The organism is Paraburkholderia sp. SUR17, assembly GCF_029536165.1.
Taxonomy (GTDB): domain Bacteria; phylum Pseudomonadota; class Gammaproteobacteria; order Burkholderiales; family Burkholderiaceae; genus Paraburkholderia; species Paraburkholderia kururiensis.
In genome coordinates, this window is the sequence record NZ_CP120508.1 from 907,385 (window position 1) to 933,246 (window position 25,862).

Here is a 25,862-nt window from a genome sequence, read left to right on the forward strand (position 1 = left end):
CGCGTGATTTCGCCCGCGCTATCGGGGCGCGGCCTCACGCGCGGTTTCACTACACGCAGCGCCCGCCGTCCACTTCGAGGCACACGCCGGTGATGAACGAGGCTTCGTCCGAAGCCAGATAGAGGCACGCGTTGGCCACGTCCTGCGGCGTGGAAAAGCGGCCGAGCGGAATGCCCGCGAGAAAGCGCTGGCGGTTTTCGGGCGTGTCTTCCACGCCCATGAATTGCGCGGTGAGCCCCGTGTCGCCGATTACGGGGTTCACGCAGTTCACGCGAATGCGCTCGCCGCCCAGCTCCACGGCGAGCGACTTGCTCGCGACGATCATGGCGCCCTTGCTGCCGTTGTACCAGACGAGCCCCGGGCGCGGCCGCACGCCGGCGGTGGACGCGATGTTGACGAACACGCCGCCGCCCTGCGAGCGGAAGTACGGCACGAACGCCTGCACGCTCCAGAAGAGGCTCTTCACGTTGACGGCGTAGACGCGGTCGAACTCGGCTTCGGTCACGTCGAGCACGGGCTTGTTGCGGTGCGTGGTGCCCGCGTTGTTGACGACGATCTGCACGCTGCCGAAGTCCTCCAGGGCGGCCTCGCGCAGCGCGTGCCAGTCGGCTTCCCGCGTGACGTCGCCCGTCACGGCGATCGCCTTGCCGCCCGCAAGCGCGATCTCGCTCGCCACCCGCTCGGCCGCGGCGCCGTTCAGGTCGTTGACCACGACGTTGGCGCCCTCGCGCGCATACGTCTTCGCAATGCCTTCGCCAAAGCCCGAGCCCGCGCCGGTGACAATGGCCGTCTTGCCTGTGAGTCGCATGTCGTCTCCTTTTGTTGTCTGCATGGTGGTCCGGATGGTCGTCTGCACGAAAGGGCTCGGGGTGGCCCTCGATGCTCGCGCTGCTGTGCGATGCCTTCGCGTGCTCGCCGGGCCGCTCAGCCGTGCCGAATCGCGATGGTTTTCAGCACCGTGAAGCCGTAGAGCGCCTCGAAGCCCTTTTCGCGGCCGTGCCCCGAATGGCCCACGCCGCCGAACGGCAACTCGACGCCGCCGCCCGCGCCGTAGTTGTTGATGAACACCTGACCCGAGCGCACGCGCCGCGCCATGCGCAACTGACGTGCGCCGTCGCGGGTCCAGATGGCGGCCACGAGTCCATAGGCCGTGCCGTTCGCAAGCGCTACGGCTTCGTCTTCGCTCTCGAAGGGCATCGCCGCCAGCACGGGGCCGAACACTTCCTCGCGCGCGAGACGATGCGTCGCAGGCACGTCGCGCAGCAGCGTCGGCGCCTGATAGAAGCCGCTTTCGGGCGCATCGGCCACCACCTCGCCGTGGGCAGCCATCGCGATGCCGTCGTGCTGCGCGTCGGAGAGGAAATCCCACACGCGCTGCTGCTGCTTCGCGTTGATGAGCGGGCCGCAGTCGAGATCGGCGTGCCACGGTCCCACGCGCAATGCGTTGAAAGCAGTGGCGAGGCGGTCGAGAAGCGGTTCGTACACGGCGCGTTCGATCAGCACCCGGCTGCCCGCGGAGCAGGTCTGCCCCGCGTTCTGCACGATGGCCGAAACGAGCACGGGCAGCGCGGCGTCGAGGTCGGCATCGGCGAAGACGATCTGCGGCGACTTGCCGCCCAGCTCCAGCGTGACCGGCACGTGGTTTTCCGCGGCCATCTGGGCGACCAGCTTGCCCGTTTGCGGCGAGCCCGTGAACGAGATGTGATGGATGCCCGCGTGGCTCGCAAGCGCCGCCCCGGCCTCGTGGCCGTAGCCCGTCACGACGTTGAGCGCACCCGCGGGCAGCCCGGCTTCGGCGGCGAGTTCGGCGACGCGCAGCACGGAGAGGCACGCGTCTTCGGCCGGCTTCACGACGCAGGCGTTGCCCGCCGCGAGCGCCGCGCCCACGCTGCGTCCGAAAATCTGCATCGGATAGTTCCAGGGCACGATGTGGGCCGTCACGCCATGCGGCTCGCGCACCGTGAGCACCGTGTAGCCGGCCTGGTAAGGCAGCGTCTCGCCGTGGAGCTTGTCGGCGGCGCCGGCGTAGAACTCGAAGTAGCGCGCGAGCGCGGCGGCATCCGCGCGGGCTTGCTTCAGCGGCTTGCCGGTGTCGCGCGCCTCGATCTGCGCGAGTTCTTCACCGCAGGCGGCCACGAGCATGGAAAGCCGGTACAGCACGCGCCCGCGTTCGGCGGCGCTCGCCGCGCCCCAGGCGCCGCCGAACGCGGTCTGGGCCGCCTGTACAGCGCGTTCGACGTCGGCCGCGGTGCCGCGCGCGATGCGCGAGTAGGGCTTGCCATCGGACGGGTCGAGTACGGCGATGGTCTCGCCGTTCGACGGCGGACACCATTCGCCGCCAATGAAGTGCTTCGCTTCGATCATCGTGCGCCTCGCGTTGTTGATCTCGGGTGGATCGTGCGGGTTGGATGCCGGCAGAACCCGACGTGCGGTGGGCCCGGCCGGTCGCTGCATTATCGCCCTAGACAGGCCGTGCTTCGCCTCGGGGGCGGCGTCCCGGCCGGCGGCGGGTGCCGCGGTCCGATTGGCTATAATGGCGCATTCCCCGACGGTCCGGCTCTCGCGCGGCGTTTGTGCTGCGCAGGAGCCGCGCGCCGCGTTCCGGATTTCATCCTCACCAGAGAGCGCTCATGAGCTTCAACAACGTCCCCCCCGGCAAGGATCTGCCGCACGATTTCAATGTGATCATCGAAATTCCGGCGCAAAGCGATCCGGTGAAGTACGAGGCCGACAAGGAACTGGGCCTGCTCGTCGTCGACCGCTTCATCGGCACGGGCATGCGTTACCCGGCGAACTACGGCTTCATTCCGCAGACGCTCTCCGGCGACGGCGACCCCGTCGACGTGCTGGTGATCACGCCGTTTCCGCTGCTGGCCGGCGCCGTGGTGCGCGCCCGCGCGCTCGGCATGCTGCAGATGACCGACGAGTCGGGCGTCGATGCCAAGCTGATCGCTGTGCCGCACGACAAGATCTGTCCGATGACGGCGCACATGAAGTCCGTGGACGACGTGCCGCAATATCTGAAGGACCAGATCAAGCACTTCTTCGAGCAATACAAGGCGCTTGAAAAGGGCAAGTGGGTGAAGGTGGAAGGGTGGGCCGGCGTGGATGCCGCTCACAAGGAAATTAACGACGGCGTGGCGAACTACAAGAAGTAAGCGTAAGCGCTGCCGGACCGGCTGGAGGAAACCCAGCCGCAAGAACCGCGCGAGCCCGCAAGGGCCGCGCGGTTTTTTATTGGGTGCGCCGTTTGCCGCGCGACCGCAGCGGGGTGTTGTCGGGTACTGAAAAGTCGGGCACTGAAGCATCGGGCACGGCGGCTTCCATGGCCATGGCCTCATGCGACGCTGATCCGGTTACGGCGACTTCCGTGAGCGCCGCATCGTCCACCGATACCTGAGGCAGTACCGATTCGAGCGTACGCGCGCCTGCCGCCAGCGCCCGCTTTTCGCGGGCCGGCAGTTGCTTGACCCAATACTCGGCGCGCGAGGCGGCCGCCCGATCAGCCACCTCGAACGATGCCAGCACGCGCAGCGGCTTGCGCGAGCGCGTGTAGCGCGCGCCCGTGCCGCTTGCGTGCTTGTCGAAGCGGGCGGCGACGTCGGTGGCGATGCCGGTGTAGACGCTACCGTCGGCACATTCGATCAGATAGAGGAACCACGGCATGGGGCGCTGACTTTTGTTGTTGTGTGAGCAGGGCGATAAGAGAGGGGCGAGGGCGGCGACCGACGGGCGGCGCATCAGCTTCTGAACGGATTGTGCTCGCGCAGTTCGTCGACGTAGGCATGAATGGTTTCGGTCTCGCTCGACAGAAAGCGCGCGACGGCGTCGGCGAAAGCGGGATGCGCGAGCCAGTGCGCCGAATGCGTGGCCGTGGGCAGAAAGCCGCGCGCCATCTTGTGCTCGCCTTGCGCGCCGCCTTCGAAGGTGGCGAGTTTTTCCTCGATGCAGAACTCCAGCGGCTGGTAGTACGCGGTCTCGAAGTGCAGGCATGGCACGTGTTCGAGCGCGCCCCAGTAGCGTCCGTACAGCGTGCCGCTCGGGCCTGCGGCGCCGCGTTGGTCCGTTTCGCCGCGCTGGTAGACGACGAGCGAACTTGCGATGGGCTTGCCTTCGCGTTCGGCGATCACGAGCAGCAGGTTCTCGGGCATCGTTTCGCCGATGCGCCGGAAGAAGTCGAGGTTCAGATACGGCGTGGAGAAATGCTCGCGGTAGGTCTGCCGGTAGCAGCGGTTGAAGAAGCGCCATTCGGCGTCTGTCGCGTCCTCGCCGCGCACGCGGCGGAACGTGACGCCGGCCTCGTGCACCTTGCGCCGCTCGGCGCGAATGTTCTTGCGTTTCTTCTGTTCCAGCGTGGAGAGGAAGTCGTCGAAGTCGCGGTAGCCGGCGTTGATCCAGTGGAACTGCACGCCCTTGCGCAGCATCGTGCCGACGTCGGCGAGCGCCTGTGCTTCGTCTGCGGTGGGAAACAGCACGTGCAGCGACGACACGTCGGCCTGTTCCGCAAACGCCACCAGCGTGGCGGCGAGATGGCGGCGGGCGGATTCGTCGGTGGCCAGCAGTCGCGTGCCCTGGACCGGCGTGAACGGAACGGCGCAGAGCAGCTTCGGGTAGTACTCAAGTCCGTTGCGCTTGTACGCGTCGGCCCAGGCCCAGTCGAACACGTACTCGCCGTACGAGTGGCCCTTCAGATAGACCGGCGCCGCAGCGGCGAGGCGGTTCGTGCTGGCGTCGGTGAGCGTCACGAAGCGCGGCGCCCAGCCGGTGTCCGCGACTGCGCAGTGCGTCTCGTGGAGTGCCGCGAGAAACTCGTGACGCAGGAACGGTGTGGGCTGAGCCTGCCGGGCGAGGAGGGCGTTCCATTCGTCGCGTCCCACCTCGAGCGGTGAGTCCAGAATGCCCGTGCGATAATCGAAGCGTTCCTGATTCAATCTTTCTGACCGTCGTTTCACCGTTCGACCCGTTGCGCCTGTGAAGTCCAGGGCGTCCCCGTCGAGCCACCGTGGCGGCGCGCTCTCACTGCGTTGCCCTTGTCCCTGCCATGAAGACCCGAATCGCTCTTGCCCAACTCAATGTCACCGTCGGCGACTTCGCCGGCAACACCGCGAAGATCGTTGCTGCCGCGCGCGCAGCGCACGAGGATGGTGCGCGGCTCGTCGTTGCCCCGGAGCTTGCCCTGTCCGGCTACCCGCCCGAAGACCTGCTGCTGCGCCCCGCGTTCTATGCAGCGAGCGCCGCCGCGCTCGCCCAGCTTGCCCGCGAGCTGAAGCCCTTCAAGGGTCTGCACGTCGTGGTGGGGCATCCGTGGCGCGATAGCGTCGGCAGCGCGAAGGGCCATGGTAATGCAAACGCGCCGATCGAGCGCGGCCTTCCGCCTGTCGATACGTTCAACGCAGCATCGCTGCTCGTGGACGGCGAAGTGGTGGGCACCTACCTCAAGCAAGACCTGCCGAACACCGAGGTGTTCGACGAGAAGCGCTACTTCGCGTCTCGTGCGAAGCCGTTCGTGTTCGAACTCGACGGCGTGAAGTACGGCGTGGTGATCTGCGAGGACGCGTGGCACGCCTCGGCCGCGCAAATGGCGAAGGCCGCGGGCGCGCAGGTCGTGCTGATTCCTAACGGCTCGCCGTATCACCTGAACAAGGAGGCCACGCGCGTCGACATTCTGCGTGCGCGGATTCGCGAGACCGGCTTGCCCATGGTCTACGTGAACATGGTGGGCGGGCAGGACGAACTCGTGTTCGACGGCGGGTCCTTCGTGCTCGACGCGAAGGGCGAGGTGGTGGCGAGCATGCCGCAGTTCCAGGAAGGGCACGCCATCGTCGAGATCGAAACGGAAGGCGGCGCGCCGCGGCCCTTGCCGGCTGCCGTCGCGCCCGAGACGTCGCTCGAAGCGAAGGTCTACGGTGCGCTCGTGATGGGCGTGCGCGACTACATTGGCAAGAACGGGTTTCCGGGCGCGATCATCGGCTTGTCGGGCGGTGTGGATTCGGCGCTCGTGCTCGCGGTGGCATGCGACGCGCTGGGCGCGGACCGCGTGCGCGCCGTGATGATGCCGTCGCGCTACACCGCGGACATCTCCACCACGGACGCCGCCGACATGGCCCGCCGCGTCGGCGTGCGCTACGACGAGATTGCGATTGCGCCCATGTTCGACGCCTTTCGCGGCGCGCTCTCAACGGAATTCGCCGGCCGCCCCGAAGACGCGACGGAAGAGAACATCCAGGCCCGCATTCGCGGCACGCTGCTGATGGCGCTCTCCAACAAGTTCGGCTCCATCGTGCTGACCACGGGCAACAAGAGCGAGATGGCCGTGGGCTACTGCACGCTCTACGGCGACATGGCGGGCGGCTTCGCCGTGATCAAGGACATCGCCAAGACGCTGGTTTATCGGCTTTGCCATTACCGCAATGCCGCGTCGGGATTTGCCACGCAGAACATCATCCCGGAGCGCATCCTGACGCGCGCGCCCTCGGCGGAACTACGCGAGAACCAGACCGACCAGGACAGCCTGCCGCCCTACGACGTGCTCGACGCCATCATGCGCATGTACATGGAAGAGGACCGGTCGCTCGCCGAGATCGTGGCGGCCGGCTACGCGCCCGAAGACGTGCAGCGCGTGACGCGGCTCATCAAGATCAACGAGTACAAGCGGCGCCAGGCGCCGATCGGCATTCGCGTGACGCACCGGGCGTTCGGCCGCGACTGGCGCTATCCGATCACGTCGCGCTACACGGAACCGCTGCAATGAACGGGGCGTAGAATCGACGCACCCTTTCTTTTTTTTCGAACGTTCGAACACTGATACGAGACGAGGTAAGCCATGAAACGCATCACCGCCATCATTAAACCGTTCAAGCTCGATGAAGTGCGCGAAGCGCTGGCCGAAGTGGGGCTCACGGGCCTGACCGTGACCGAGGTGAAAGGCTTCGGTCGCCAGAAAGGGCACACGGAGCTGTACCGCGGCGCCGAATACGTGGTGGACTTCCTGCCGAAGGTGAAGATCGAGGTCGTGGTGGCGAACGAGCAGACCGACCAGGTGATCGACGCGATCATCGGCGCGGCGCGCACCGGCAAGATCGGCGACGGCAAGATTTTCGTGGCGGAAGTGGAGCGCGTGATCCGCATCCGCACCGGCGAGGAGAACGAAGCGGCGGTTTAAGGGCCGCGCACCGGCCAGACGGCGCCCGCAACAGGTCATTACAAAGCGGGCCCACAAAATAAAAAACGGTGCGACACCCTTTCGGGTACCGCACCGATACGCGCCTCTCGCAGCAGCGTGAAAGTGTTGCTACAGCTGTTCTGTTCTCACCCGTCGATTAGAACGAGTGCTGGATGCCGGCGTACACGCCCGTCTGGCTGTGGCCAGGCAGCGGGTTCTCGTTGTAGGTCGTCGAGGAAACCGTACCGCCCGCACCTGCCGGGTTGGCATCCAGACCGAAGTTCGCGGTCTTGCTGTTACGCACCGTAGCGATCTGGATGTCGAGCAGCGTGCGCTTCGAGATGTTGTACGAGCCGCCGATCGTGTAGATCGTCGCGTTGCCTTGACCCTTGTTCGCGTTCACGTGATAGACCGCCGCGATCAGGGCTGCAGCCGGCGTGGCTTGCCACGTTACACCGCCCCATTCGTGATCGAGCGAGGTCGGCGCAGCGCCGGCCAGCGTGGCGTCATGCGACGTGCGGATCGCCTGGTACGCGCCCTGGATCTTGAACGGACCGAGGAACACGTTGACCGCAGCCGTGTATTCACGCGAGAAGTTGAACGCGTCGGTGAAGAGGCCGTTGGCGTTGTTGCGGATTTCGTCGTAGATGCCGCGAACCTGGAAGAGCGACGACGTGTAGGTCAGTTGCAGACCGCCTTCACGGCCTTGCGACGTCGTGCCGTTACCGTTCCAGTTCGTCGCGTTCGACAGCGCGTACTGGCCGTACGCGTCAAAGCCGTAGAACTTCGGCGACTGGTACGAAATGTTGTTGCTCGACTGCGGCCAGTTGCGGCCACGCACCAGCGACGCCGACGACCAGTTCGACTGACCGAACGGATCGAAGTCCCACACGCCGTTCGAGATGAAGAGTTCGCGGCCCAAGAGCAGGGTACCGTAGTTGTCGTTCGACATACCGACGGTCGCCCAGCGATTGAAGAGGCCGCCGCCGCCAGGGCCCGTGCCGTTCATCGTGTTGAAGCTGCCTTCCAACTGGAACAGCACCTTGTTGCCGCCACCGATGTCTTCGACGCCCTTCATGCCCCACAGGCTCGTGCCCCAGTCACCGCTCTCCGCGCGCCAGCGCGAGGTCGAACCGGTGTAGCTGTTGTTCGGCAGCCCACTGATGTACTCGAGACCTGCGTCCAGGCGCCCATACAGCGTGACGCTACTCTGTGCGTGCGCAACCACGCCAGCCGACATCAGAGCTGCTGCGAGCAAAGCTTTCTTCATCTTCTCCTCCATACCCTGTCAAGAAGTCAACCCAGTACTGCGAATGGTGTTCGCACGCATCACGCGGCGAACAGGAACCGGAATTGGGAGACGGTGCACTGAGGATCGCTGTGGTATGACGCGGCCAGACAACTGGCTCTTATCCCGTCATGCCGATCCTGCGTTGACCGGTGTCTCCTCCGTTTTTGAAGTGAAACTACTTTTAATCAACTTTGTTTTGCTACTTTGGTTACTAATTTAGCAAAAAAGACTCGCCCGGGCGAACAAATTCGCGTGACTTCGGTCAGGTGTCGTCAAATTGCAATAGATCGATGCTGCGGGACGCCTGACAACAGCAGTGAAAATTCCGCCAGGCCTTGTCTGATAAAGGACTCACGGCTTTTGACAGGGGGCGTTCAGGATTCTCTGTATTGACGCCAGAAAACTCCCGGAGTAGTGCGAAAGAACGGCTGTTTGGGCCGGTTTTGGCGGGTTTGCGGCGGCTTTTGGGGTCTTCCTGCGCGGGGAGCGGAAGGGACGCGGAGCAAAAGAAAAGGCGCCGTAAGCGCCTTGTAAAACTACATTGACTACATTCGCCTCCCCGTATCAAGACAACAAGGACGACGTACGGTCTTCAGACCGGCGACATACCGTCGCGCGGCCCGCTATTTGAGACTGCCCGACAGGAACTGCTTGAGACGCTCGCTCTTCGTATTGCCGAACACCTCGGTAGGGTGGCCTTCCTCCTCCACGCGACCCTGGTGCAGGAACATCACGTGGTTGGATACGTTGCGCGCGAAGGCCATTTCGTGGGTCACGACGATCATCGTGCGGCCTTCTTCGGCGAGCGTCTGCATCACCTTCAGCACTTCGCCAACGAGCTCCGGGTCGAGCGCCGACGTCGGTTCGTCGAAGAGCATGACGTCGGGCTGCATGGCGAGTGCCCGCGCAATCGCGACGCGCTGCTGCTGGCCGCCCGACAGATGCGACGGGTACTGTTTCTCGACGCGCGGCGCGAGGCCCACCTTCTCCAGATACGTGCGTGCGCGCTCCTCCGCCTCGCGGCGCGGCACGCCCAGCACGTGCACGGGCGCCTCCACGATGTTTTCGAGCACGTTCATGTGCGCCCACAGATTGAAGTGCTGGAACACCATCGAAAGCTTGGTGCGCACGCGCTGCAGCTGCTTCTGGTCCGACACGCGCAGCGCGCCGGAGCGGTTGTCCTGTAGCGTGCGCACTTCTTCGCCGTCCACGAAGATGCGGCCCGCGTTGGGCTGTTCGAGAAAGTTGATGCAGCGAAGCATCGTGCTCTTGCCCGAACCGGACGAGCCGATGATGCTGATCACGTCGCCGGCGTTCGCCTTGAGCGACACGCCTTTCAATACTTCGTTGTCGCCGTACTGTTTGTGCAGCGTATCGACGAAGAGCTTCTGCTTGTGCGTCTGGGAATCCATCGAAGTCCTTGTGCGGGCGTCTGATTACTTGCCTTGCGGTCGCAGGTAAGCGAGCCAGCGGTGCTCGGCGCGGCGGAACAGCCACACGAGCGTGAAAGAGATGGTGAGGTAGAGCAGCGCGGCAATGCCGAACGCGCCGAACGATTGATAGGTCGCCGAATTGACGTCACGCGCGATCTTGAGGATGTCGGGCACCGTGGCCGTGAACGCCACCGTAGTGGCGTGCAGCATCAGGATCACCTCGTTGCTGTAGTAGGGCAACGCGCGGCGCAGCGCCGACGGCAGGATCACGCGCCGGTACAGCGTGAAGGTGGACATGCCGTAGGCGCGGGCCGCCTCGATCTCGCCGTAGGGCGTGGCCTTGATGGCGCCGGCGAAGATTTCCGTCGTGTAGGCGCAGGTGTTGAGCGTGAAAGCGAGCAGCGTGCAATTCATGCCCTCGCGGAAGAACGCGTTGGTGAGCTCGTGCGAGCGGACGATCTCGAGACTGTAGAGGCCCGTATAGCAGAGCAGCAACTGCACGTAGAGGGGCGTGCCGCGAAAGATGTAGGTGTAGAGCCACACGAGGCCCGCGAGCCATTTCTTCTTCGACACACGCGCCACCGCGAGCGGCACCGAAAGGCAGAAGCCGAGTCCGATGGAAACGACGAGCAGCCACAGCGTGATCGCGACGCCGGTGAAGCGGTAGCCGTCGGTGTAGAGATAGTTGCGCCAGTATTGCTGGATCAGCTCGAGCATAGGTTCGCCTTAGAGTTCCGCTTTGCGCACGCCGGTCGAGTAGCGCTTTTCGAGGTAGATGAGCACGAAGTTCGAAACCGTCGTGATGCCGAGGTAGATTGCCCCTGCAAGCAGCGTAAAGAAGAAGAACCGCAGCGTGCCCTTGCCGGCATCCTGCGAGGCCTTCACGACGTCGGCGAGGCCGATGATCGAGACGAGCGCCGTCGATTTCACCAGCACCTGCCAGTTGTTGCCGATGCCGGGCAGCGCGAAGCGCATCATCTGCGGGAACATGATGCGGTGGAATACCTGCCAGCCCGTCATGCCATAGGCGTGGCCGGCTTCCAGCTGGCCACGCGGCACGGCGAGGAACGCGCCGCGGAACGTCTCGGTGAAATACGCACCGTAGATGAAGCCGAGCACGATGACACCGGCCGCGAAGGGGTCGATGTCAATCTGGTCCCAGCCGAGCATGTCCGTCAGGTTATTGAGCCAGATCTGGATGCCATAGAAGAGCAGCAACATCAGCACGAGGTCGGGCACGCCGCGAATGAGGGTGGTGTAGAGCGTGCCCACGCCGTGCGAGAGCCGGTTCTTGGAGAGCTTCGCTGCCGCGCCGAGGAGGCCAAGCAAAAACGAAAGCGCCAGCGAAAGAACTGCGAGCTTGACGGTCTGCCATGTGCCGGCGAGGATCAGCGGGCCGTAGCCTTGAAAGAGCATATCGAGGTCCTTGACGGCACGTCAGGCGCGCCGCGAAAGACGCGGCACTTCGCGTGCCGCTGTGCAAATGAAACCAGGGGTGCTCCGCCGTTGCCGGCGAAACGGTGTCGTGGACTTTATTACCGCCCCCGCACGAAACACCATCGGTGCTCGCCCGGGCGCGGGTGCTACTGAATTCCCGGGTAGATGTCGAAGTCGAAGTACTGCTTCGCGAGCTTGCGGAACGTGCCGTCCTGATGGATTTCGGCCAGCGCCGTGTTGAGCATCGCCTTCAATTCGATATCTTCGGGACGCAGACCGATCGCCGTACCTTCGCCGATCGTCTTCGGATCCTTCACTTCGGGACCGGCGAAGGCGAAGCCTTTGCCGCGCGGCGTCTTGAGGAAGCCGGCGTCGGCCTGCACTTCGTCCTGCAGCGTCGCGTCGAGCCGTCCCGAGAGCAGGTCCGCATAGACCTGATCCTGATTCGGATAGGTGACGACTGTCACGCCCTTCGGCTCCCACCAGGCTTTGGCGTACGCCTCCTGAGTCGAGCCTTGCTCGACGCCCACGCGCTTGCCCTTGAGCGATGCGGCCGTAGGCAAAAGCGGCGAGCCGGCTTTGGCGACCATCCTGGCGGGCGCATCGTACATCTTGTCGGAGAAGGCGATCTGCTGGCGGCGCTGCCCGGTAACGGTGTAGGACGACACGATTGCGTCGAATTTCCTCGCTTTCAGGGCGGGGATCATCCCGTCGAAGTCCTGCTCCACCCAGACGCATTTCACGTTCATCCGCGCACACAGTGCACGTGTGAGATCGACCTCGAAGCCGACCATCTGGCCGTTGGGCGCTTTCGATTCGAACGGCGGGTAGCTGGCATCGACGCCGATGCGCACGGTTTTCCATTCCTTCGCCATGGCCCCCGTGGCCATGACAGCAAGCGCCACGCAAACTGCGAGCTTCTTCATGATTCTCCTGATACTGAGCGGTTGTCGCTGTGGCTGTGCGACACCCTCCCGGCCGGCTCGTGACCGGCCGCCGCTATTCTAGGCGGCCAAAAATTGGCGACACCGCTTTTTTGCCCTGCTGGATGGCCGGCATGCGCGGTCCGGTCATGGGCCGCGGCCTTGCCTCGTGGCGCGGCTCGCGCCCGGTTTTGCGCCCGGCTTCGTGCCCAGCTTCGCGGCGCGTCGAAGCGGGCGCTAAACTGGCGTCTCCCGGCTCGGTCCGTCTTGCACCGGCGCCTGCATGAGGCGACGCGAGGCCGGCGCAGGCCGAAAAGCGCGGTATTTTACCTGAACAGGATGGGCGTGCCAGTGCGGCGGCATGGGGCCGGAAGAGGGCGGGCGATGGTGGGGCGGGGACGTGCGCCGATGGATGCCGGCGCAACCGTTGGAGCGCCGAAGCGGCTGGGAAGGAGAGGAACGGAAAGGCGGCCCCCGTCACGAAACCGGGATGCCGTGTCCGTCAGCGGCCGGGCATGCCTTGCGTGCCCGGCCGCGGGACAGCGTTACTGCTGGACCGGCGCCGGCGCGCTCGCCGGGCCGTGGCGATGCTCCCAACGGTCACGCATTTTCTCGCGGTGCGCTTCCATTCGCTCGAAGCGCGTCTTGAGCTCCGTGCTCACCGTCGTCTTCTGCTGGTCGTTCAAGCCGTTGTAGAACGCAAGCCAGGCCTGCGCCGTTTCCTCGCGCAGTTGCACGTTCTGCTGTTCGGCCTGCTGACGCGCCGCATGCAGGGCGTTCAGATCGAGAATGGGCTGCTGCTTCATGGCGTCGAACTGCTGGCGCATCTTCTCGTGAATCGCGCGCTGGGCTTCGTGGTCGCGCTTCATCGTGTCGAGGGCGGCCTGCCACTGCTTTTCCTGGTCGGCATTCAGCTTGAGGCGGTCGTGTACCTGCGTGAGCTCTTTCATGAAATGCTCGTGCATGCCCGGACCGCCGGGGCCGCCAGGACCACCGGGCGGCGGCATCTGGGCGTAAGCGGCGCCGAGCGAAAGCGTCAGCGCGGCGGCGGCAACGGCGAGAATGCGAGAGGGCTTCTTGTACATCGTGATGCTCCTTGTGTGATCGTCGGTCGGAGCGGGTGCGCAATAATGGACGCGCATTTCCGCAACCGGTGATGCACAGCGTAGAGAGGCGCACGATGCGTCGTGTTACGGCCCCGTTCGGAGTCGTTACGCGACATTACGCCAGCCTTTCGTAGTAACGCCCCGTAACCCTTTGGGGAAAGTCGGGGGGCAAACGTAACGGGCCGCACGATAAACTTCCGCCATGGCTACTCAAATCCTTGTCGTCGACGACGACGTAGAACTGCGCGACCTGCTGCGCGACTATCTGGTCAAACAGGGCATCGAAGTGTCGGTGCTGCACGACGCCGGCTCGCTGGAGCGCCGGCTCGAACGCGAACGCCCCGACCTCATCGTGCTCGACCTGATGATGCCCGGCGTGGACGGCCTCACGGCGCTGCGCAAGCTGCGCGCCTCGGGCGACGACATCCCGGTGATCATGCTGACCGCGCGCGCCGACGACGTGGACCGCATCGTCGGTCTCGAACTCGGCGCCGACGACTACCTCGGCAAGCCGTTCAATCCGCGCGAACTGCTCGCGCGCGTGCAGGCGGTGCTGCGTCGCCGGCGCACGCTGCCGTCGGCCGCCGCGCCCGAGCAGCGCGAGCCGTTCTCGTTCGGCCGTTTCATGCTGGATTTCCAGTCGCGCGCGCTGCATCAGGAGGGCCGTCCCCTCACGCTGTCGGGCAGTGAATTCGCGCTCCTGAAGATTTTCGTCAATCACCCCATGCGCACGCTCACGCGCGAGCGCCTGCTCGAACTGCTGCACGGTCCCGAATACGACGGCACCGACCGCGGCATCGACGTGCAGGTGTGGCGCCTGCGCCGCATCCTCGAAACGGATCCTTCCACGCCGCGTTTCATCCAGACGGTGCGCGGCCGTGGCTATGTCTTTGTGCCGGACGGAGAGCCAAACGCTCATGCGTCGACCGGTTGATTCACTGTTCGGGCGGCTGGCCCTGCTGTTCATCGGGGTGCTGCTGCTGTCTCACGTGGCCTGGTTTGCGCTCATGCGGCTCGAACGCAACCAGTTGCAGACGCGCTATGCCGTCGAAGAGGCCACCTTTCTCGTCGAGGCGGTGCGGCAGCACGTCGCGCGCTCGCCGGATCAGCCGTTGCCTTCGCGCGTGCGGCTCGTCGACCCCACCAGCCGCGACGTCCCCATCAATCCCGATGACCTCCCGCCGTCGCTGCGCCGCTTCCTCGAAGACGTGCGCGACCGCATGCCGCCCGGCACCGACGTGCGCGTCGGTACGCCGGGACATCCGCCCACGCTGTGGGTGCGCTCGCCGGCCGATCGCAGCTGGATCGTGGTGCCGGTGCAGCCGTTGCGCCTGCTGAGGCCCATCGAAAAGATGGTGCCGTGGTTCATCATCATCTTCTCGGCCGCGCTGATCGCCGCGCTCGTGGCAGCGTGGCAGCTTCAGCAGCCGTTGCGCTCGCTTGCGCAGGCGGTGTCGCGCTTCGGCCGCGGGCTGCCCGTGCCGCCCGTGCCGGAGCGGGGGCCGCGCGAGTTGCGTCAGCTCACGCACGGCTTCAACCAGATGGTCCAGGAGGTGGCGCGCACGGACAACGACCGCGCCGTCATGCTGGCCGGCGTCGCGCACGATCTGAAGACGCCGCTTGCGCGGCTGCGGTTGCGCGCCGAAATGATGGAGGAAGCCCGCATGCGCGACGGCGTGGTGCGCGACGTCGATTCCATGGCGCACATCGTCGACCAGTTCCTCGTTTTTGCGCACGACGGCGCGGACCGCAGCGAACCGGTGGAAGTGGACGAGCAGTGCCGGCGCATGGTGCGCTCGTACCGCGCCGTTGCCCCCGGCGCTGCCGCGATCGAAATGCGGCTGGAAGCAGGCGGCGGCTTCAAGCTTCCGGCGGCCACGCTGGAGCGCATCCTGTCGAACCTGCTCGACAACGCGCATGCCTACGGCGCACCGCCCGTCGTGGTCGCCACGGCGCGCACGGCCGGCGGCTACACGCTTTCGGTCAGCGACAGCGGCAAGGGTATCGCTCCGCAAGATCTCATCAACGCAAGCCGCCCGTTCGTGCGGCTCGACCCCGCGCGCGGCGGCAACGGGCATAGCGGGTTGGGGCTCGCCATCGTGGAGCGGCTGGTGCGGCGTGCTGGCGGTGAGTGGGAAATTGGCAACCACGAAGGCGGCGGCCTGCGTGCACTGATGACGTTTTCGCAGGACGCCATGCCGCGTGGCGAGAAAAAAGAGGAGGCGCAGCAGGGCGCCTGGTGAGGCCGCGGGCCGCGGCTTGCATCCTCTGGTTGTGTGGTACGGCGAGTTGGACGAGTTGGATTGGAAGGTGTCCGATGCAGGCGCCTGAAGTGGGCGCCGCGTGAGAGACCTAAGGTGCGCGCGGCGCGACTACTCCGAGAACAGCGAATCGAGCGCAGAGGCGGCGTCGCTGTCCACGGTGTTGTAGGTGACCGTGTCGGCTTCGAAGATGTAGTTCGTCGTGTACTTGCCGAGACGCGCCAGAATTTCCTCCTGAACCACTTCGGGCGCCACGTCGAGCTTCAGATACCACGCTGTCGACGACAGGCGCGTCTGGAACGCTCCGTATTCGGCCATCAACTGGTCGAACGCGTGAGCATCCTGGTCGCGGCAGACGATGACCAGATTCCCCTTCATGCACACCTCCGATAGAACGTATCAACGAGAATCGCGCGAGGGCGCGGCGCCCTCCGCTGCGTCCTCATGTCTGACCGATGATAACCGCTAAAAGCGGCGAGCCGGGTATCGGCGCGGCGCAGCGGGAGGGCGGCGGTCATGTAGTCGTCGGGCCGCGCTGCCGCTCATTGCCGTTGAACTGCACGTGCACCGCCTCGCACGCTCCCGCTACGCTTGCCACGACGCGTTGGCAGCCGTGCGCGGAGACGGCGAGCTGTCGTCGGGCGCGCGTGCCTCGGTCCGGTCGCGTCCGGCCGACTTCGCGGCATAGAGCGCGATGTCCGCGCGGCTGATGAGGCGCTCCGGCGGATCGTCGGGCGCGTACTCCGTAATGCCGATGCTTACCGCGAGCTCGACGTCCTCGGGCAGCTTCGCAGGCTGAGATCCCTTGAACCGTTTGCGCAGCCGCTCCATGACCTCGATGCCTTCGGCAAGCCGCGTCGAGGGCAGGACGATGCCGAACTCCTCGCCGCCCAGGCGCCCCACCGCATCCGTGCCGCGCAGCTCGGCGCGGCACGTGTCGACGAAATGCTCGAGCGCGTGGTCGCCGGCTGCGTGGCCGTAGCAGTCGTTGATCTGCTTGAAGTGGTCGAGATCCGCGATGGCCATGCAAAGCGGTGCGCCGCTCGCACGGGCCCGGTCGATCTCGTGCCGCAGCAAATCGAGAAAGTAGCGACGCGAGAGCGCGCCCGTCAACGCGTCGTGCCGCGCCTCGGCCGCGAGTAGCGCGTTGGCCGCCTGCAACTGCTCGGCGAGGTCGCGTGTGGCGCGATGGTGTCGCAGCTCGCGCGTCCACGACACCGTGATGACCCACGTGAGCGTCACCGTGCCCACGAGCGTGAGGAATACCAGCAGCCGGTCGCGCCCGTGCGAGCGATGCAGCTCGGGCCAGGTGGCGATGGGATCGACGAGATGGGCGGACAGACCGGAGTTGAGTCCGCCGCGCGATTCGTAGAGCGCCGGTGTGCGGTGCCGCGGCATGTCGAACAACTGCGCGGCGGCCGCGGTCGGCACCCAGGGTTCCTCTTCGCGCATGTCCGCACTGAGCGAGCGGATTTCGAGCGGCGGGAACCGGTCGCGCAGATACATGTTGACGCGTTCGCCGGGGTTCATCGTGAGCGCCGCGGCATTTGGCAGCGTGTGACCTTCGAGCCGGTTGTCGTTGGCCATGATGATGACGCCGTTCTGATCCGTCACGAACGACCCGGGATGCGCTACCCAGTGCCGCAGCCGCGAGAGCGACATGCGCGCGACCACCGCGCCGACGAGCATGCCTTCGTCGTAGACCGGCGCGGCGATGAAGATGCCGGGGTCGCCGCTCTGGCGTCCCACGCCGTAGCCTTCCGTGAAGGCGCCAAGACGCGTGCTGACGAAGTAGGGACGGGTGCGCATGTCCTTGCCGATATACGGGTGAGCGCCGGTCGCATTGCTCGATGCCACGCACAAGCCGTTGCCGTTGATGAGCCAGATGGCGTCGAGCCCGGAGAAACCCTGTGCGTCGTGAAGGAAGCGATTGATCGCTGCGAGCGCCGGCACGCCCGCAAGCTGCGCCAGCCGTCCGGCATCGGACTTCCCGTCGTCCGGCGTGTACTGCCGGACCGCGGTGAGCACGTCCTGCACGGCGTCGAGCTCGGCCATCGTCGATGGAATGGCGCGCGAAAGCGCAAGGTCGCTCGCAATGACCTCGGCCATGTTATCGACGATCGAAGAGGTCACCTGCCGCTGCGCGCGCAGTGCGGCCGCGAGCTCCTGCTGGACCATGCGGTCGGCGATCGCACCGGCGGCGAACCAGCAGAGGATCGCCGCGAGCACGAGGCCAAGCGGTGCGGCCAGCTGGCGCAAGGATGTCCTGTTCATCGGCCTTTCGATCTGTCTGGTATCCGTATGAAGGCGGCTGGGGGAGATCGTCCGCCGCGCGCCGGCCTGCCGGGCCCCGGAAGCGATGACGCCGGAGTGTTCGTGTTGGCGGGCCGCGCTCGCGTGGGTGTCTCCGTCGCCCGGCGGGGCCCGCAGCCCGCTCGGCGATTTTACCTCTGCGATGGCGTACGGGATGGGCGGGGCGCCTCAGCGCGGTTCGGATCGCGCGTCACGCTACGCCACGCCGTTTCGGCGAGCGCCCTTTCCATTTGCTTTCGCGTGGCGGTCGAGAGCGACAGTCGAGAACCACGTCGGAGCGCGATGTCGCGGCCATGCGATGTGCCCGCAGTCTGCGTGTGGTTGGTTCCGGGAGCAAGGTTGTGCCTTGAGGTTGTGCCTGTCACACAGGTTGTAGTAGTGTCATGCGGTCCTAAAGAACTGCCGCCGAACTGCCGCCGAAGTGCAGCCCCGCAGACGCTGTCTGGCTCGCGCGAGGGGCCTCGCCGGCAAGGCGCAAGCCGCCGATCGCTGCGAAGGACGCATGCGTCTCGCGTGCCGTGCGGGCGTGCAACGCCGGCCGGAACGACGTGTTTCTCGAACTGCAACGGATGACGCGCCTATGCGTTTTGCCATGTCTCATTGCTGTTTTCCCGACCGCTTCCCGACGCTTCCTGTCGCAGCATCCCGCTCGATGAACGAGCCGTGGAATTGCGCGACCGTGGGCGACCATCACGGTGGTGCATCTGTGGAGGCACGCTGAGATGGACTTCAGCTTCAACCTGAACCGCACGGCGAACGCGTCGGCGTGGCGGCTGCTGCCGAACGGCTGGGACTTTGTGGCGTTCCCGCTGATCCTGTGCCTGATCGCGATGGCGGCGATCGGTTTTCACCAGACGCTGGCGCCGATGTCCACGCTGCAGACCCAGGCGATCGTGCTGGAGCCGTCGATGCTGCCCGAGTACGCCATGCGCACCACGCTGCGCATGCTCGCGGCGATGGTGGCGTCGCTGGCGTTCACCTTCACCTACGGCACGCTGGCGGCCAAGAGCCGGCGCGCGGGCATGGTGCTGGTGCCGGTGCTCGACATCCTGCAGTCGGTGCCGGTGCTGGGCTACATCTCGTTCACCGTGACGTTCTTCCTCGCGCTCTTTCCGGGGCGCGTGCTGGGTGCGGAGCTGGCGGCCATCTTCGCCATCTTCACGAGCCAGGCCTGGAACATGACCTTCAGCTTCTACCAGTCGCTGCGCACCGTGCCGCGCGACCTGGACGAGGTCTCGCGCGGCTTTCACCTGACCGCCTGGCAGCGCTTCTGGAAGCTCGAGGTGCCGTTCTCGATGCCGGGGCTGATCTGGAACATGATGATGTCGATGTCGGGCGGCTGGTTCTTCGTGGTGGCCTCCGAGGCCATCACGGTGGGCAACAGCACCATCACGCTGCCGGGCATCGGCGCGTACCTGGCGCAGGCCATCGCGCAGAAGAACCTGCACGCGGTGGGCTGGGTGATCCTCGCCATGACGGTGGTGATCCTCGCCTACGACCAGTTGCTGTTCCGCCCGCTGGTGGCCTGGGCCGACAAGTTCCGCATGGAGACCACCAGTTCGGGCACGGCGCCCGGCTCCTGGCTGCTGGACCTGATCCGGCGCACTCGGCTCATCCACCGCATGCTGGTGCCGTTCGGCTGGCTGCTGGCGCGCCTTGCGCGCGTGCCGCTCAAGCTGCCCGCGTTCGAGCGGCCCAGCCCGTTCGGCGTGACGCGCACGCTGGGCACGCGCACGGCCGACATCGTGTGGGGCATCGTCGTGGTGCTGCTCACCGCCTACGTGCTGTACCGGGTGATTGCGTACGTGCACACGGGCGTAGGCATGGACGAGGTGCTGCACGTGTTCGTGCTGGGCTTCATCACGCTGCTGCGGGTGGTGGTGCTGATCGCGCTGTCGTCGCTGGTGTGGGTGCCGCTGGGGGTGCTGATCGGGCTGCGCCCGGCGCTGGCCCAGAAGATCCAGCCGCTCGCGCAGTTCCTCGCGGCGTTTCCGGCCAACCTGCTGTTTCCGGTGTTCGTGATGGCGATCGTGCGCTTTCACCTGAACCCGGACATCTGGCTCTCGCCGCTGGTGGTGCTGGGCACGCAGTGGTACATCCTGTTCAACGTGGTGGCGGGCGCGAGCGCGTATCCGAACGACTACCGCGAGGCGGCCACGAACTTCCGCATCCGCGGCTGGCAGTGGTGGCGCCAGGCGATGCTGCCGGGCGTGCTGCCGTACTACATCACGGGGGCGATCACGGCCTCGGGCGGGGCATGGAACGCGAGCATCGTCGCGGAGGCGGTGCAGTGGGGCGACACGAAGCTGGTGGCGCACGGGCTGGGGGCGTACATCGCGCAGACCACGGCCGACGGGGACTTCCCGAAGATCATCCTTGGGGTGGCGGTGATGTCGCTGTTCGTCACCCTGTTCAACCGGCTGTTGTGGCGTCCGCTGTACGCGTACGCCGGGTCGAGGCTGCGGCTCGACTGAATGGGCGAAGCGGAGAGCGAATCATGCAGGAACCGAAAACTGTAACGGCCGCGGGCGGACAGACCGCTGCGGCGAACGTGGCGCCGGTGCCGGGCGCCGAGATCCTGAACGTGAAGCACGTGAGCCGTGGCTTCAACAAGGCGCAGGGCGAGCTGCTGGTGCTCGACGACGCGAACCTGACGCTGCGCGAGGGGGAGATCGTGGGGCTGCTGGGCCGCTCGGGCTCAGGCAAGTCGACGCTGCTGCGCATCATCTCGGGGCTGATCGAGCCGACCTCGGGGGAGGTGGAGTACCTGGGGCGGCCGCTGAAGGGGCCGGCCGAGGGCGTGGCGATGGTGTTCCAGACGTTTGCGCTGTTTCCGTGGCTGACGGTGCTGCAGAACGTGGAGGCGGGGCTGGAGGCACGCGGGGTGGCGGCGCGCGAGCGCCGGGAGCGTGCGCTGGCGGCGATCGACCTGATTGGTCTGGACGGGTTCGAGAACGCGTACCCGCGGGAGCTGTCGGGGGGCATGCGGCAGCGGGTGGGGTTTGCGCGGGCGCTGGTGGTGGACCCGACGCTGCTGCTGATGGACGAGCCGTTCTCGGCGCTGGACGTGCTGACGGCCGAGACGCTGCGCACGGACCTGCTGGACCTGTGGACGCAGGGGCGGCTGCCGATCCGCTCGGTGCTGATCGTGACGCACAACATCGAGGAAGCGGTGTTCATGTGCGACCGGATCCTGGTGCTGTCGTCGAACCCGGGGCGGGTGCTGGCGGAGATCAGGGTGCCGTTCAGACATCCGCGCAACCGGCTGGACCCGGCGTTCCGGCGCCTCGTGGACGACATCTACGCGAAGATGACGGCGCGGCAGACGGGCGGCTGGGGCAAGAAGGAGCTGGAGCTGGGCAGCTGGCTGCCGCAGGTGTCGACGAACCTGATGGCGGGGCTGATCGAGACGCTGGCGATGCCGCCGTACCACGGGCGGGCGGACATGCCGGAGATTGCGCGCTCGCTGCACCTGGAGGTGGACGACCTGTTTCCGATCGCGGAGATGCTGCAGCACCTGGGGTTTGCGGACGTGCGCGAGGGGGACGTGTTCCTGACGCCGCCGGGGCGGGTGTTCGCGGAGTTCGGCACGCAGGAGCGCAAGATGATGTTCGCGGAGCACCTGCTGCGCAACGTGCCGCTGGCCGCGCGGATCCGGAAGGTGCTCAACGAGCGGCCGGGTCACCGCGCGCCGCGCGTGCGCTTCGAGCAGGAACTGGAAGACTTCCTGTCGGACCAGGCGGCGGAGGAGACGCTCGATACGGTGATCGACTGGAGCCGTTATGCGGAGATCTTCTCGTATAACGACCAGACCGAAATCTTCAGTCTGGAGGATGTGGAGGCTTGAGGCGGGACTGACGCGACCGGTGCGCTAACCCGTGTCGAGGCCGCAAACCGCGCGAGCTTCGTGCGGCCCGGCGCCCGCCAGAAAAGGGCTGCACGTCGTACACGTGCAGCCCTTTTGCTTTATCCGCTTCTTCGCGGCACGGCCGCCATCAGCGGAACCGCGGACCCATCGAAGCACGTTGCGTTATTGCAACGCGCCCCAGCGCTCCACAGCCGGTTCTGCCGACGCCCATTTCCAACCCTTGTCTTGCAAGCACGCGCTGCCGGTGAACCAGTGCGTCGGCGCGTTCGCGTCGTCGCCATCCACCACCGAGAACACGAACTCCTTGCAGATGGCGAGCGCCGACGTGAACGCCCGCGTGACGCGTACTTCGCCGTGACCATTCTCGATGGGCAGCGTGTGCTTCACGCGCCATGGCTTCGCATTGCCGACCGGCATCGAACCCACGAGCGACGCAATCATGTTCTGCTGGTCGCCGTGCATTTCGCGCAGGTAGCGGTTCACGGCTTCGTCGGTGGCCGCCTGAACGGCGATGCCCACACCGATACCCACTGCCGGGTTGGCCGTGACGAGGCCCGACGCGGCACCCGCCGCCGCACCGCTCGCGGCGCCAATCGACCCGCAGCCGCTTACGACCAGCGTCGCGCCTGCGCATAACGCGGCTGTGGCCGCGATGCGAGCGAGGCGTATCGCGCGCGCCGTGCTTCGTCTTTCTTCGTGTCCGGCCGGAGGTGCCTGACGATGCCATCGGGGCAGGCCGCGCGTCATTGCAGCGCGCCCCAGCGTTCGGTGGCGGGCTCGGCAGAGGCCCACTTCCACGTGTTGCCGTCGCGGCAGATAGAGGCCACGTAGAACGCGCTTGACGAAGGCGCATTCTGTTTCGCGGCCGTATCGACCGAGAACACGATCTCCTTGCAATCGAGCGTGCCGCTGCTGATGGTGCGACTCACGGTGACGCGGCCACGCTCGTCGTCTTCGATGGGCACCGAATGCGTAGCCGACCACGGCGCGACGGCGCCCACGTCGAGGCCGCCTGCTGCACGTGCAATGGTGTCCTGCGTGTCGCGATGGACGATGCGTTCGGAGTACTGGACGCCTGCCTTCGCGGCTGCCACGGTGCCGAGGCCGATGCCCGTCGCGACGGCCGCGTTGCGCGTCACCTTGCTGGCGAGCGCGGCACCTGCGATACCGGCGCCCGCTGTGGCGCCTTCGGAATACATCGAGCTGCAGCCGCTGAGCATCGCGGTGCCGAGTGTGGTGCAGAATGCGCCGGCCATCAGGGCGCGGCGCAGGGCGTGCGGTGTGTTGCGACAGCGCGTGATGCGCTGCATCGGAAGGTTTCTTTTTAACATTTCCCGTGGCCGTATCGTGCGCGCGGGCCTTGTTTTACAGGCTCAAATGCATGAGCCGGTATGCCGCGCACTTCTCACGGTGCAGCATTGTGCAATACGCGAAGTGTGAGCGACATAGAAAAAATGCAAGCAATTGCAAAAGGGCGTGCATTGCACACGCGCGTGTGACCGCGGACCGCTGCGTTTCACAAAAGTGCGGCGCGGTGGGCAGCCGCCCCGCATCTTTTAAACACCTTTACGCTTCTTCTTCGCCCTCGCGTTCCTCGCTGCCGTACGCGCCGAGCCGGTTGTAGAGCGTCTTCAGACTGACACCGAGCGCGCGCGCCGCGCGGCGCTTGTCGCCGCCGCAATACTTGAGCGTGCCGAGAATGATCTGCTTTTGCGCGTCGGCGAGCGGCGTGCCGATCCACACGCTCATCGCGTCGCCCTGCGTGACGGGCTTCTTGACCCGCGATACGAGGTGCGGGTGCGGAATCTCCACGACCTTCTCGGCGAGGATGAATGCGCGATACACCGCGTTCTTGAGTTCTCGCACGTTGCCAGGCCACGACCAGCTGCGCACCGTCTCGAGCGCCCGCTTGCTGAACACCTTCTGCGTGTTTTCGCGCTCGTTGAGTTCGTTGAGGAAGTGCTGGGCGAGCAGTTCGCGATCGCCGTCGCGTTCGCGCAGCGGCGGCGCACGCAGCGGGAACACGGCGAGCCGGTACATCAGGTCCTCGCGCAGGCCGTTCTCTTTGACCGCCGTCACGGGGTCGCGGTTGGTGGCCGCGATCACGCGCACGTCGCTGTAACTCGCCTCGCTGCTGCCCACGCGATAGAACGTGCCGGTTTCCAGCGCGCGCAGCAGCTTGACCTGGCGCACCGGCGTCATTTCCGTCACCTCGTCCAGAAACAGCGTGCCGCCGTTCGCATGTTCGAAGTAGCCCACGCGGCCCTGAATCGCACCCGTGAAGCTGCCCTTCTCGTGGCCGAACAGTTCGGCCTCGATGAGCTCGTCCGGAATCGCGCCGCAGTTCACGGCGATGAAGGGCGCGTCCTTGCGCGTGCTCTGCTCGTGGATCGTGCGCGCAATCAGTTCCTTGCCCGTGCCCGATTCGCCGATGATGAGCGCCGTTGCATCGGTGCTCGCCACGCGTTCGATCTGCTCGTACAACTCCTGCATTGCCGGCGACGAGCCGTACAGCAAGCCGTACGACTGCAGCGCTGCGGCGCGCGGGTTCGCCGACCCGGCCGCTGCGCGGTCGGTGATGGGCGTTTCCAGCTCGATTGACGGCATGGTGAAGGTATTCCGCATAAAAGGGTTCTTGCCGCGACGCATCGTCACTGTCGTTTCTTCGTGGCGTCTGCGCGGCATTCGCGGGCGCGGCGGCGGGCCGGGATCGTTCCTTGCCTCTTCGGCATGGGCGGCTTGCCGCGCGAATCTCGTAAACATTTAACCACTGGCCAGACGCGCGCCGCAACGTACCGTCTCCGCGGCGCGAACGAAAGGCGACGCGCGAACGCGAAAGGCCGAATCGTTGCAGCGCGGTGCGGCAACATTGACTGCGCGGCGTTCTGCGCTCAGGCAAGGTTTGCCGTTTTGGCGTGCCGCACAGGGGTGAGGGTGCCCTCGTGCGGAACTCGTCACGCGCAAAACGATCGACAGAAAAGTACCGGACACGTTCGCCGGCACATGTGGCAGGCGCAGGTCCTGCTGCAACGCTGCTACTGAAACAACGACTGAAACCGAACGAAGGAGGAGTCCGATGTCCGCCACGATGTCATCCCCGATGTCCCCAACCACCGAGCAACTCGCGCTGGGCAGGCAAAAGGTCGTCGACGACCTTCGCGTTTTGCTGACCGACTCCGAAGAGATGCTGCGGCTCACCGCGTCGCTCACGGGCGAAGGCGTGGAGGCGCTGCGCGAACGTCTGCGCATGCACGTCGAGTCGCTGCAGGACACGCTCGCCACCACGCAGTCCGCGGCGCAGCGCCAGTATCGGGCGGCCACGGTGCGTACCGAGCGCTATGTGCGCGGCAACCCGTGGCAGTCGCTGGCCATGGCCGCCGGCGCCGGCTTTTTGCTGGGCGTGCTCGTGGCGAGTTGAGGGCGCGTCGGCAAGGCCGGTTGCTTCCGGCTCAACGCTACATGCACGCGGGCTCATCCGATATCGCACACGAAGGAGCAGGAGATGACCAGACCCATGGCTCGACAGAAAATCGGCATATTCGGCGCCCTGGTTGCCGTGGGCGGCGTGCTGGCGTGGCGGTGGGCGCAGAAGCATCGCGCCTCGCAGGCGTGGCTCAATCGCGACCTGAGCCGCTGGGAGGAAGAGGGCGGCGCGCTCGTCAATACGACGGATGCAACCCAGCAGGCACCGGCCCATTCGATGGCAGCGCAGCACGCGATGGCAAACGGCGAAGATCACTCGGCGCGCAGGGACGCATGGCCGTTCCCGCGCGGCTGAGCGAGCGCTGCGACAACATCGCGAGAACGCAGCGCCGTTCGGTACGCGGGGTTGTTACAGCCCCGTCGATATCGTCTTACAATGTTTAAGTTCGTGGCGCTGCATGCTGTGGTGCATGCCGTTTTCGCGAATTCATTGCTGAAGTGATGCGCCGAACGGGGCGAATTTTCGCAAATCGCGACGTCCCGAAACCGCCGCGCGGCCACCGCTGCCGCGCGTTTCAAGAGCCGAAGGCGGCAACGCTTCAGTTGGGCGTGGAAGCATCCGGAGCCTGTCCGGATGGCAGGTTT

23 protein-coding genes and 1 pseudogene are annotated in these 25,862 nt (G+C 65.9%); 9 read left to right on the forward strand and 15 right to left on the reverse strand.

Translation table 11 applies throughout. The features are described from left to right. Positions 1-49: 49 nt before the first annotated feature. Positions 50-808, reverse strand: a complete 759-nt coding sequence (locus P2869_RS04070; protein ID WP_017773200.1) for an SDR family oxidoreductase — start codon at positions 806-808, stop codon at positions 50-52. Between the two features lie 116 nt (positions 809-924). After that, positions 925-2,364 (reverse strand): aldehyde dehydrogenase family protein, encoded by a 1,440-nt coding sequence (locus tag P2869_RS04075; RefSeq protein ID WP_277597546.1) that lies wholly within the window; start codon positions 2,362-2,364, stop codon positions 925-927. 266 nt (positions 2,365-2,630) lie between these two features. Here P2869_RS04075 and ppa point away from each other — a divergent pair, with 266 nt between their 5' ends. Next, positions 2,631-3,158, forward strand: a complete 528-nt coding sequence (gene ppa, locus P2869_RS04080) for an inorganic diphosphatase (protein ID WP_017773202.1) — start codon at positions 2,631-2,633, stop codon at positions 3,156-3,158. A gap of 223 nt (positions 3,159-3,381) precedes the next feature. On the opposite strand, the pseudogene P2869_RS04085 reads toward ppa, so the two are convergent. Both P2869_RS04085 and P2869_RS04090 read right to left on the reverse strand, forming a co-directional pair. Beyond that, positions 3,382-3,666, reverse strand: a pseudogene (locus P2869_RS04085) (GIY-YIG nuclease family protein); the annotation flags it as partial. 74 nt (positions 3,667-3,740) lie between these two features. Further along, entirely contained in the window at positions 3,741-4,931 is a 1,191-nt protein-coding gene (locus P2869_RS04090; protein ID WP_277597547.1) for a GNAT family N-acetyltransferase, read from the reverse strand. 110 nt (positions 4,932-5,041) lie between these two features. Here P2869_RS04090 and P2869_RS04095 point away from each other — a divergent pair, with 110 nt between their 5' ends. Next, entirely contained in the window at positions 5,042-6,751 is a 1,710-nt protein-coding gene (locus P2869_RS04095; protein ID WP_277597548.1) for an NAD+ synthase, read from the forward strand. 72 nt (positions 6,752-6,823) lie between these two features. Next, positions 6,824-7,162, forward strand: a complete 339-nt coding sequence (gene glnK, locus P2869_RS04100) for a P-II family nitrogen regulator (protein WP_017773206.1) — start codon at positions 6,824-6,826, stop codon at positions 7,160-7,162. Between the two features lie 157 nt (positions 7,163-7,319). Here the strand turns inward: glnK and P2869_RS04105 are convergent, their stop codons facing one another. The 6 genes from P2869_RS04105 to P2869_RS04130 all read right to left on the reverse strand — a co-directional run bounded on the left by P2869_RS04105 (position 7,320) and on the right by P2869_RS04130 (position 13,331). Continuing rightward, entirely contained in the window at positions 7,320-8,432 is a 1,113-nt protein-coding gene (locus tag P2869_RS04105; RefSeq protein ID WP_126877838.1) for a porin, read from the reverse strand. Between the two features lie 644 nt (positions 8,433-9,076). After that, the gene (locus tag P2869_RS04110) at positions 9,077-9,865 is read right to left on the reverse strand and encodes an ATP-binding cassette domain-containing protein (protein ID WP_277597549.1); all 789 of its coding nucleotides are present in this window, start codon (positions 9,863-9,865) and stop codon (positions 9,077-9,079) included. A gap of 24 nt (positions 9,866-9,889) precedes the next feature. After that, on the reverse strand, positions 9,890-10,603 hold the full coding sequence (locus tag P2869_RS04115; RefSeq protein ID WP_017773209.1) for an ABC transporter permease: 714 nt from the start codon (positions 10,601-10,603) through the stop codon (positions 9,890-9,892). 9 nt (positions 10,604-10,612) lie between these two features. Then, positions 10,613-11,302 carry a histidine ABC transporter permease HisQ gene (hisQ, locus tag P2869_RS04120; protein WP_017773210.1) on the reverse strand — a complete coding sequence of 230 codons (690 nt, stop codon included), beginning with the start codon at positions 11,300-11,302 and terminating at the stop codon, positions 10,613-10,615. A gap of 167 nt (positions 11,303-11,469) precedes the next feature. Beyond that, a complete protein-coding gene (locus P2869_RS04125; RefSeq protein ID WP_277597550.1) occupies positions 11,470-12,249 on the reverse strand; it encodes an ABC transporter substrate-binding protein in 780 nt (259 codons plus the stop codon). A 542-nt stretch (positions 12,250-12,791) separates the two neighbouring features. Next, entirely contained in the window at positions 12,792-13,331 is a 540-nt protein-coding gene (locus P2869_RS04130) for a periplasmic heavy metal sensor (protein ID WP_277597551.1), read from the reverse strand. A gap of 223 nt (positions 13,332-13,554) precedes the next feature. Between P2869_RS04130 and P2869_RS04135 the strand changes: the two genes are divergently transcribed. Continuing rightward, a complete protein-coding gene (locus P2869_RS04135) occupies positions 13,555-14,286 on the forward strand; it encodes a response regulator (RefSeq protein ID WP_017773213.1) in 732 nt (243 codons plus the stop codon). Further along, a complete protein-coding gene (locus P2869_RS04140; protein ID WP_017773214.1) occupies positions 14,270-15,595 on the forward strand; it encodes an ATP-binding protein in 1,326 nt (441 codons plus the stop codon). Before P2869_RS04135 ends, P2869_RS04140 begins: the two co-directional genes overlap by 17 nt. A 129-nt stretch (positions 15,596-15,724) precedes the next feature. On the opposite strand, the gene P2869_RS04145 is transcribed toward P2869_RS04140, so the two are convergent. Next, a complete protein-coding gene (locus tag P2869_RS04145) occupies positions 15,725-15,991 on the reverse strand; it encodes a hypothetical protein (protein ID WP_017773215.1) in 267 nt (88 codons plus the stop codon). 207 nt (positions 15,992-16,198) lie between these two features. Continuing rightward, a complete protein-coding gene (locus P2869_RS04150) occupies positions 16,199-17,887 on the reverse strand; it encodes a sensor domain-containing diguanylate cyclase (RefSeq protein WP_277597552.1) in 1,689 nt (562 codons plus the stop codon). Positions 17,888-18,648: 761 nt separating this feature from the next. Here P2869_RS04150 and P2869_RS04155 point away from each other — a divergent pair. Together P2869_RS04155 and P2869_RS04160 are read left to right on the forward strand one after the other, a co-directional pair. Further along, entirely contained in the window at positions 18,649-20,400 is a 1,752-nt protein-coding gene (locus P2869_RS04155) for an ABC transporter permease subunit (protein WP_277597553.1), read from the forward strand. 23 nt (positions 20,401-20,423) lie between these two features. After that, complete coding sequence (locus tag P2869_RS04160; protein WP_017774278.1) at positions 20,424-21,773, forward strand: nitrate/sulfonate/bicarbonate ABC transporter ATP-binding protein; 1,350 nt, start codon at positions 20,424-20,426, stop codon at positions 21,771-21,773. A 183-nt stretch (positions 21,774-21,956) separates the two neighbouring features. On the opposite strand, the gene P2869_RS04165 is transcribed toward P2869_RS04160, so the two are convergent. The 3 genes from P2869_RS04165 to P2869_RS04175 all read right to left on the reverse strand — a co-directional run bounded on the left by P2869_RS04165 (position 21,957) and on the right by P2869_RS04175 (position 24,401). After that, positions 21,957-22,541, reverse strand: coding sequence for a hypothetical protein (locus tag P2869_RS04165; RefSeq protein ID WP_277597554.1), 585 nt, complete (start codon positions 22,539-22,541; stop codon positions 21,957-21,959). Then, positions 22,538-23,050, reverse strand: coding sequence for a hypothetical protein (locus P2869_RS04170; RefSeq protein ID WP_277598050.1), 513 nt, complete (start codon positions 23,048-23,050; stop codon positions 22,538-22,540). The genes P2869_RS04165 and P2869_RS04170 overlap by 4 nt, the downstream gene beginning before the upstream one ends. Before the next feature lie 310 nt (positions 23,051-23,360). Then, the gene (locus tag P2869_RS04175; protein WP_126878441.1) at positions 23,361-24,401 is read right to left on the reverse strand and encodes a sigma-54 dependent transcriptional regulator; all 1,041 of its coding nucleotides are present in this window, start codon (positions 24,399-24,401) and stop codon (positions 23,361-23,363) included. Positions 24,402-24,894: 493 nt separating this feature from the next. On the opposite strand from P2869_RS04175, the gene P2869_RS04180 reads away from it, so the two are divergent. Together P2869_RS04180 and P2869_RS04185 are read left to right on the forward strand one after the other, a co-directional pair. Further along, a complete protein-coding gene (locus tag P2869_RS04180) occupies positions 24,895-25,212 on the forward strand; it encodes a DUF883 family protein (RefSeq protein ID WP_126878442.1) in 318 nt (105 codons plus the stop codon). Positions 25,213-25,308: 96 nt separating this feature from the next. Then, positions 25,309-25,572, forward strand: a complete 264-nt coding sequence (locus P2869_RS04185) for a hypothetical protein (RefSeq protein WP_126878443.1) — start codon at positions 25,309-25,311, stop codon at positions 25,570-25,572. Positions 25,573-25,862 lie beyond the last annotated feature (290 nt).

Bases quoted from the DNA above. Each gene is read 5' to 3' on its own strand.
- P2869_RS04160 (WP_017774278.1), top strand. From the start codon at position 20,424: ATGCAGGAACCGAAAACTGTAACGGCCGCGGGCGGACAGACCGCTGCG.
- P2869_RS04150 (WP_277597552.1), bottom strand. From the start codon at position 17,887: ATGAACAGGACATCCTTGCGCCAGCTGGCCGCACCGCTTGGCCTCGTG.
- P2869_RS04145 (WP_017773215.1), bottom strand. From the start codon at position 15,991: ATGAAGGGGAATCTGGTCATCGTCTGCCGCGACCAGGATGCTCACGCG.
- P2869_RS04140 (WP_017773214.1), top strand. From the start codon at position 14,270: ATGCGTCGACCGGTTGATTCACTGTTCGGGCGGCTGGCCCTGCTGTTC.
- glnK (WP_017773206.1), top strand. From the start codon at position 6,824: ATGAAACGCATCACCGCCATCATTAAACCGTTCAAGCTCGATGAAGTG.
- P2869_RS04165 (WP_277597554.1), bottom strand. From the start codon at position 22,541: ATGACGCGCGGCCTGCCCCGATGGCATCGTCAGGCACCTCCGGCCGGA.
- P2869_RS04135 (WP_017773213.1), top strand. From the start codon at position 13,555: ATGGCTACTCAAATCCTTGTCGTCGACGACGACGTAGAACTGCGCGAC.
- P2869_RS04105 (WP_126877838.1), bottom strand. From the start codon at position 8,432: ATGAAGAAAGCTTTGCTCGCAGCAGCTCTGATGTCGGCTGGCGTGGTT.
- hisQ (WP_017773210.1), bottom strand. From the start codon at position 11,302: ATGCTCTTTCAAGGCTACGGCCCGCTGATCCTCGCCGGCACATGGCAG.
- P2869_RS04125 (WP_277597550.1), bottom strand. From the start codon at position 12,249: ATGAAGAAGCTCGCAGTTTGCGTGGCGCTTGCTGTCATGGCCACGGGG.
- P2869_RS04075 (WP_277597546.1), bottom strand. From the start codon at position 2,364: ATGATCGAAGCGAAGCACTTCATTGGCGGCGAATGGTGTCCGCCGTCG.
- P2869_RS04180 (WP_126878442.1), top strand. From the start codon at position 24,895: ATGTCCCCAACCACCGAGCAACTCGCGCTGGGCAGGCAAAAGGTCGTC.
- P2869_RS04155 (WP_277597553.1), top strand. From the start codon at position 18,649: ATGGACTTCAGCTTCAACCTGAACCGCACGGCGAACGCGTCGGCGTGG.
- P2869_RS04185 (WP_126878443.1), top strand. From the start codon at position 25,309: ATGGCTCGACAGAAAATCGGCATATTCGGCGCCCTGGTTGCCGTGGGC.
- P2869_RS04070 (WP_017773200.1), bottom strand. From the start codon at position 808: ATGCGACTCACAGGCAAGACGGCCATTGTCACCGGCGCGGGCTCGGGC.
- P2869_RS04095 (WP_277597548.1), top strand. From the start codon at position 5,042: ATGAAGACCCGAATCGCTCTTGCCCAACTCAATGTCACCGTCGGCGAC.
- ppa (WP_017773202.1), top strand. From the start codon at position 2,631: ATGAGCTTCAACAACGTCCCCCCCGGCAAGGATCTGCCGCACGATTTC.
- P2869_RS04175 (WP_126878441.1), bottom strand. From the start codon at position 24,401: ATGCCGTCAATCGAGCTGGAAACGCCCATCACCGACCGCGCAGCGGCC.
- P2869_RS04170 (WP_277598050.1), bottom strand. From the start codon at position 23,050: ATGGCCGGCGCATTCTGCACCACACTCGGCACCGCGATGCTCAGCGGC.
- P2869_RS04130 (WP_277597551.1), bottom strand. From the start codon at position 13,331: ATGTACAAGAAGCCCTCTCGCATTCTCGCCGTTGCCGCCGCCGCGCTG.
- P2869_RS04110 (WP_277597549.1), bottom strand. From the start codon at position 9,865: ATGGATTCCCAGACGCACAAGCAGAAGCTCTTCGTCGATACGCTGCAC.
- P2869_RS04115 (WP_017773209.1), bottom strand. From the start codon at position 10,603: ATGCTCGAGCTGATCCAGCAATACTGGCGCAACTATCTCTACACCGAC.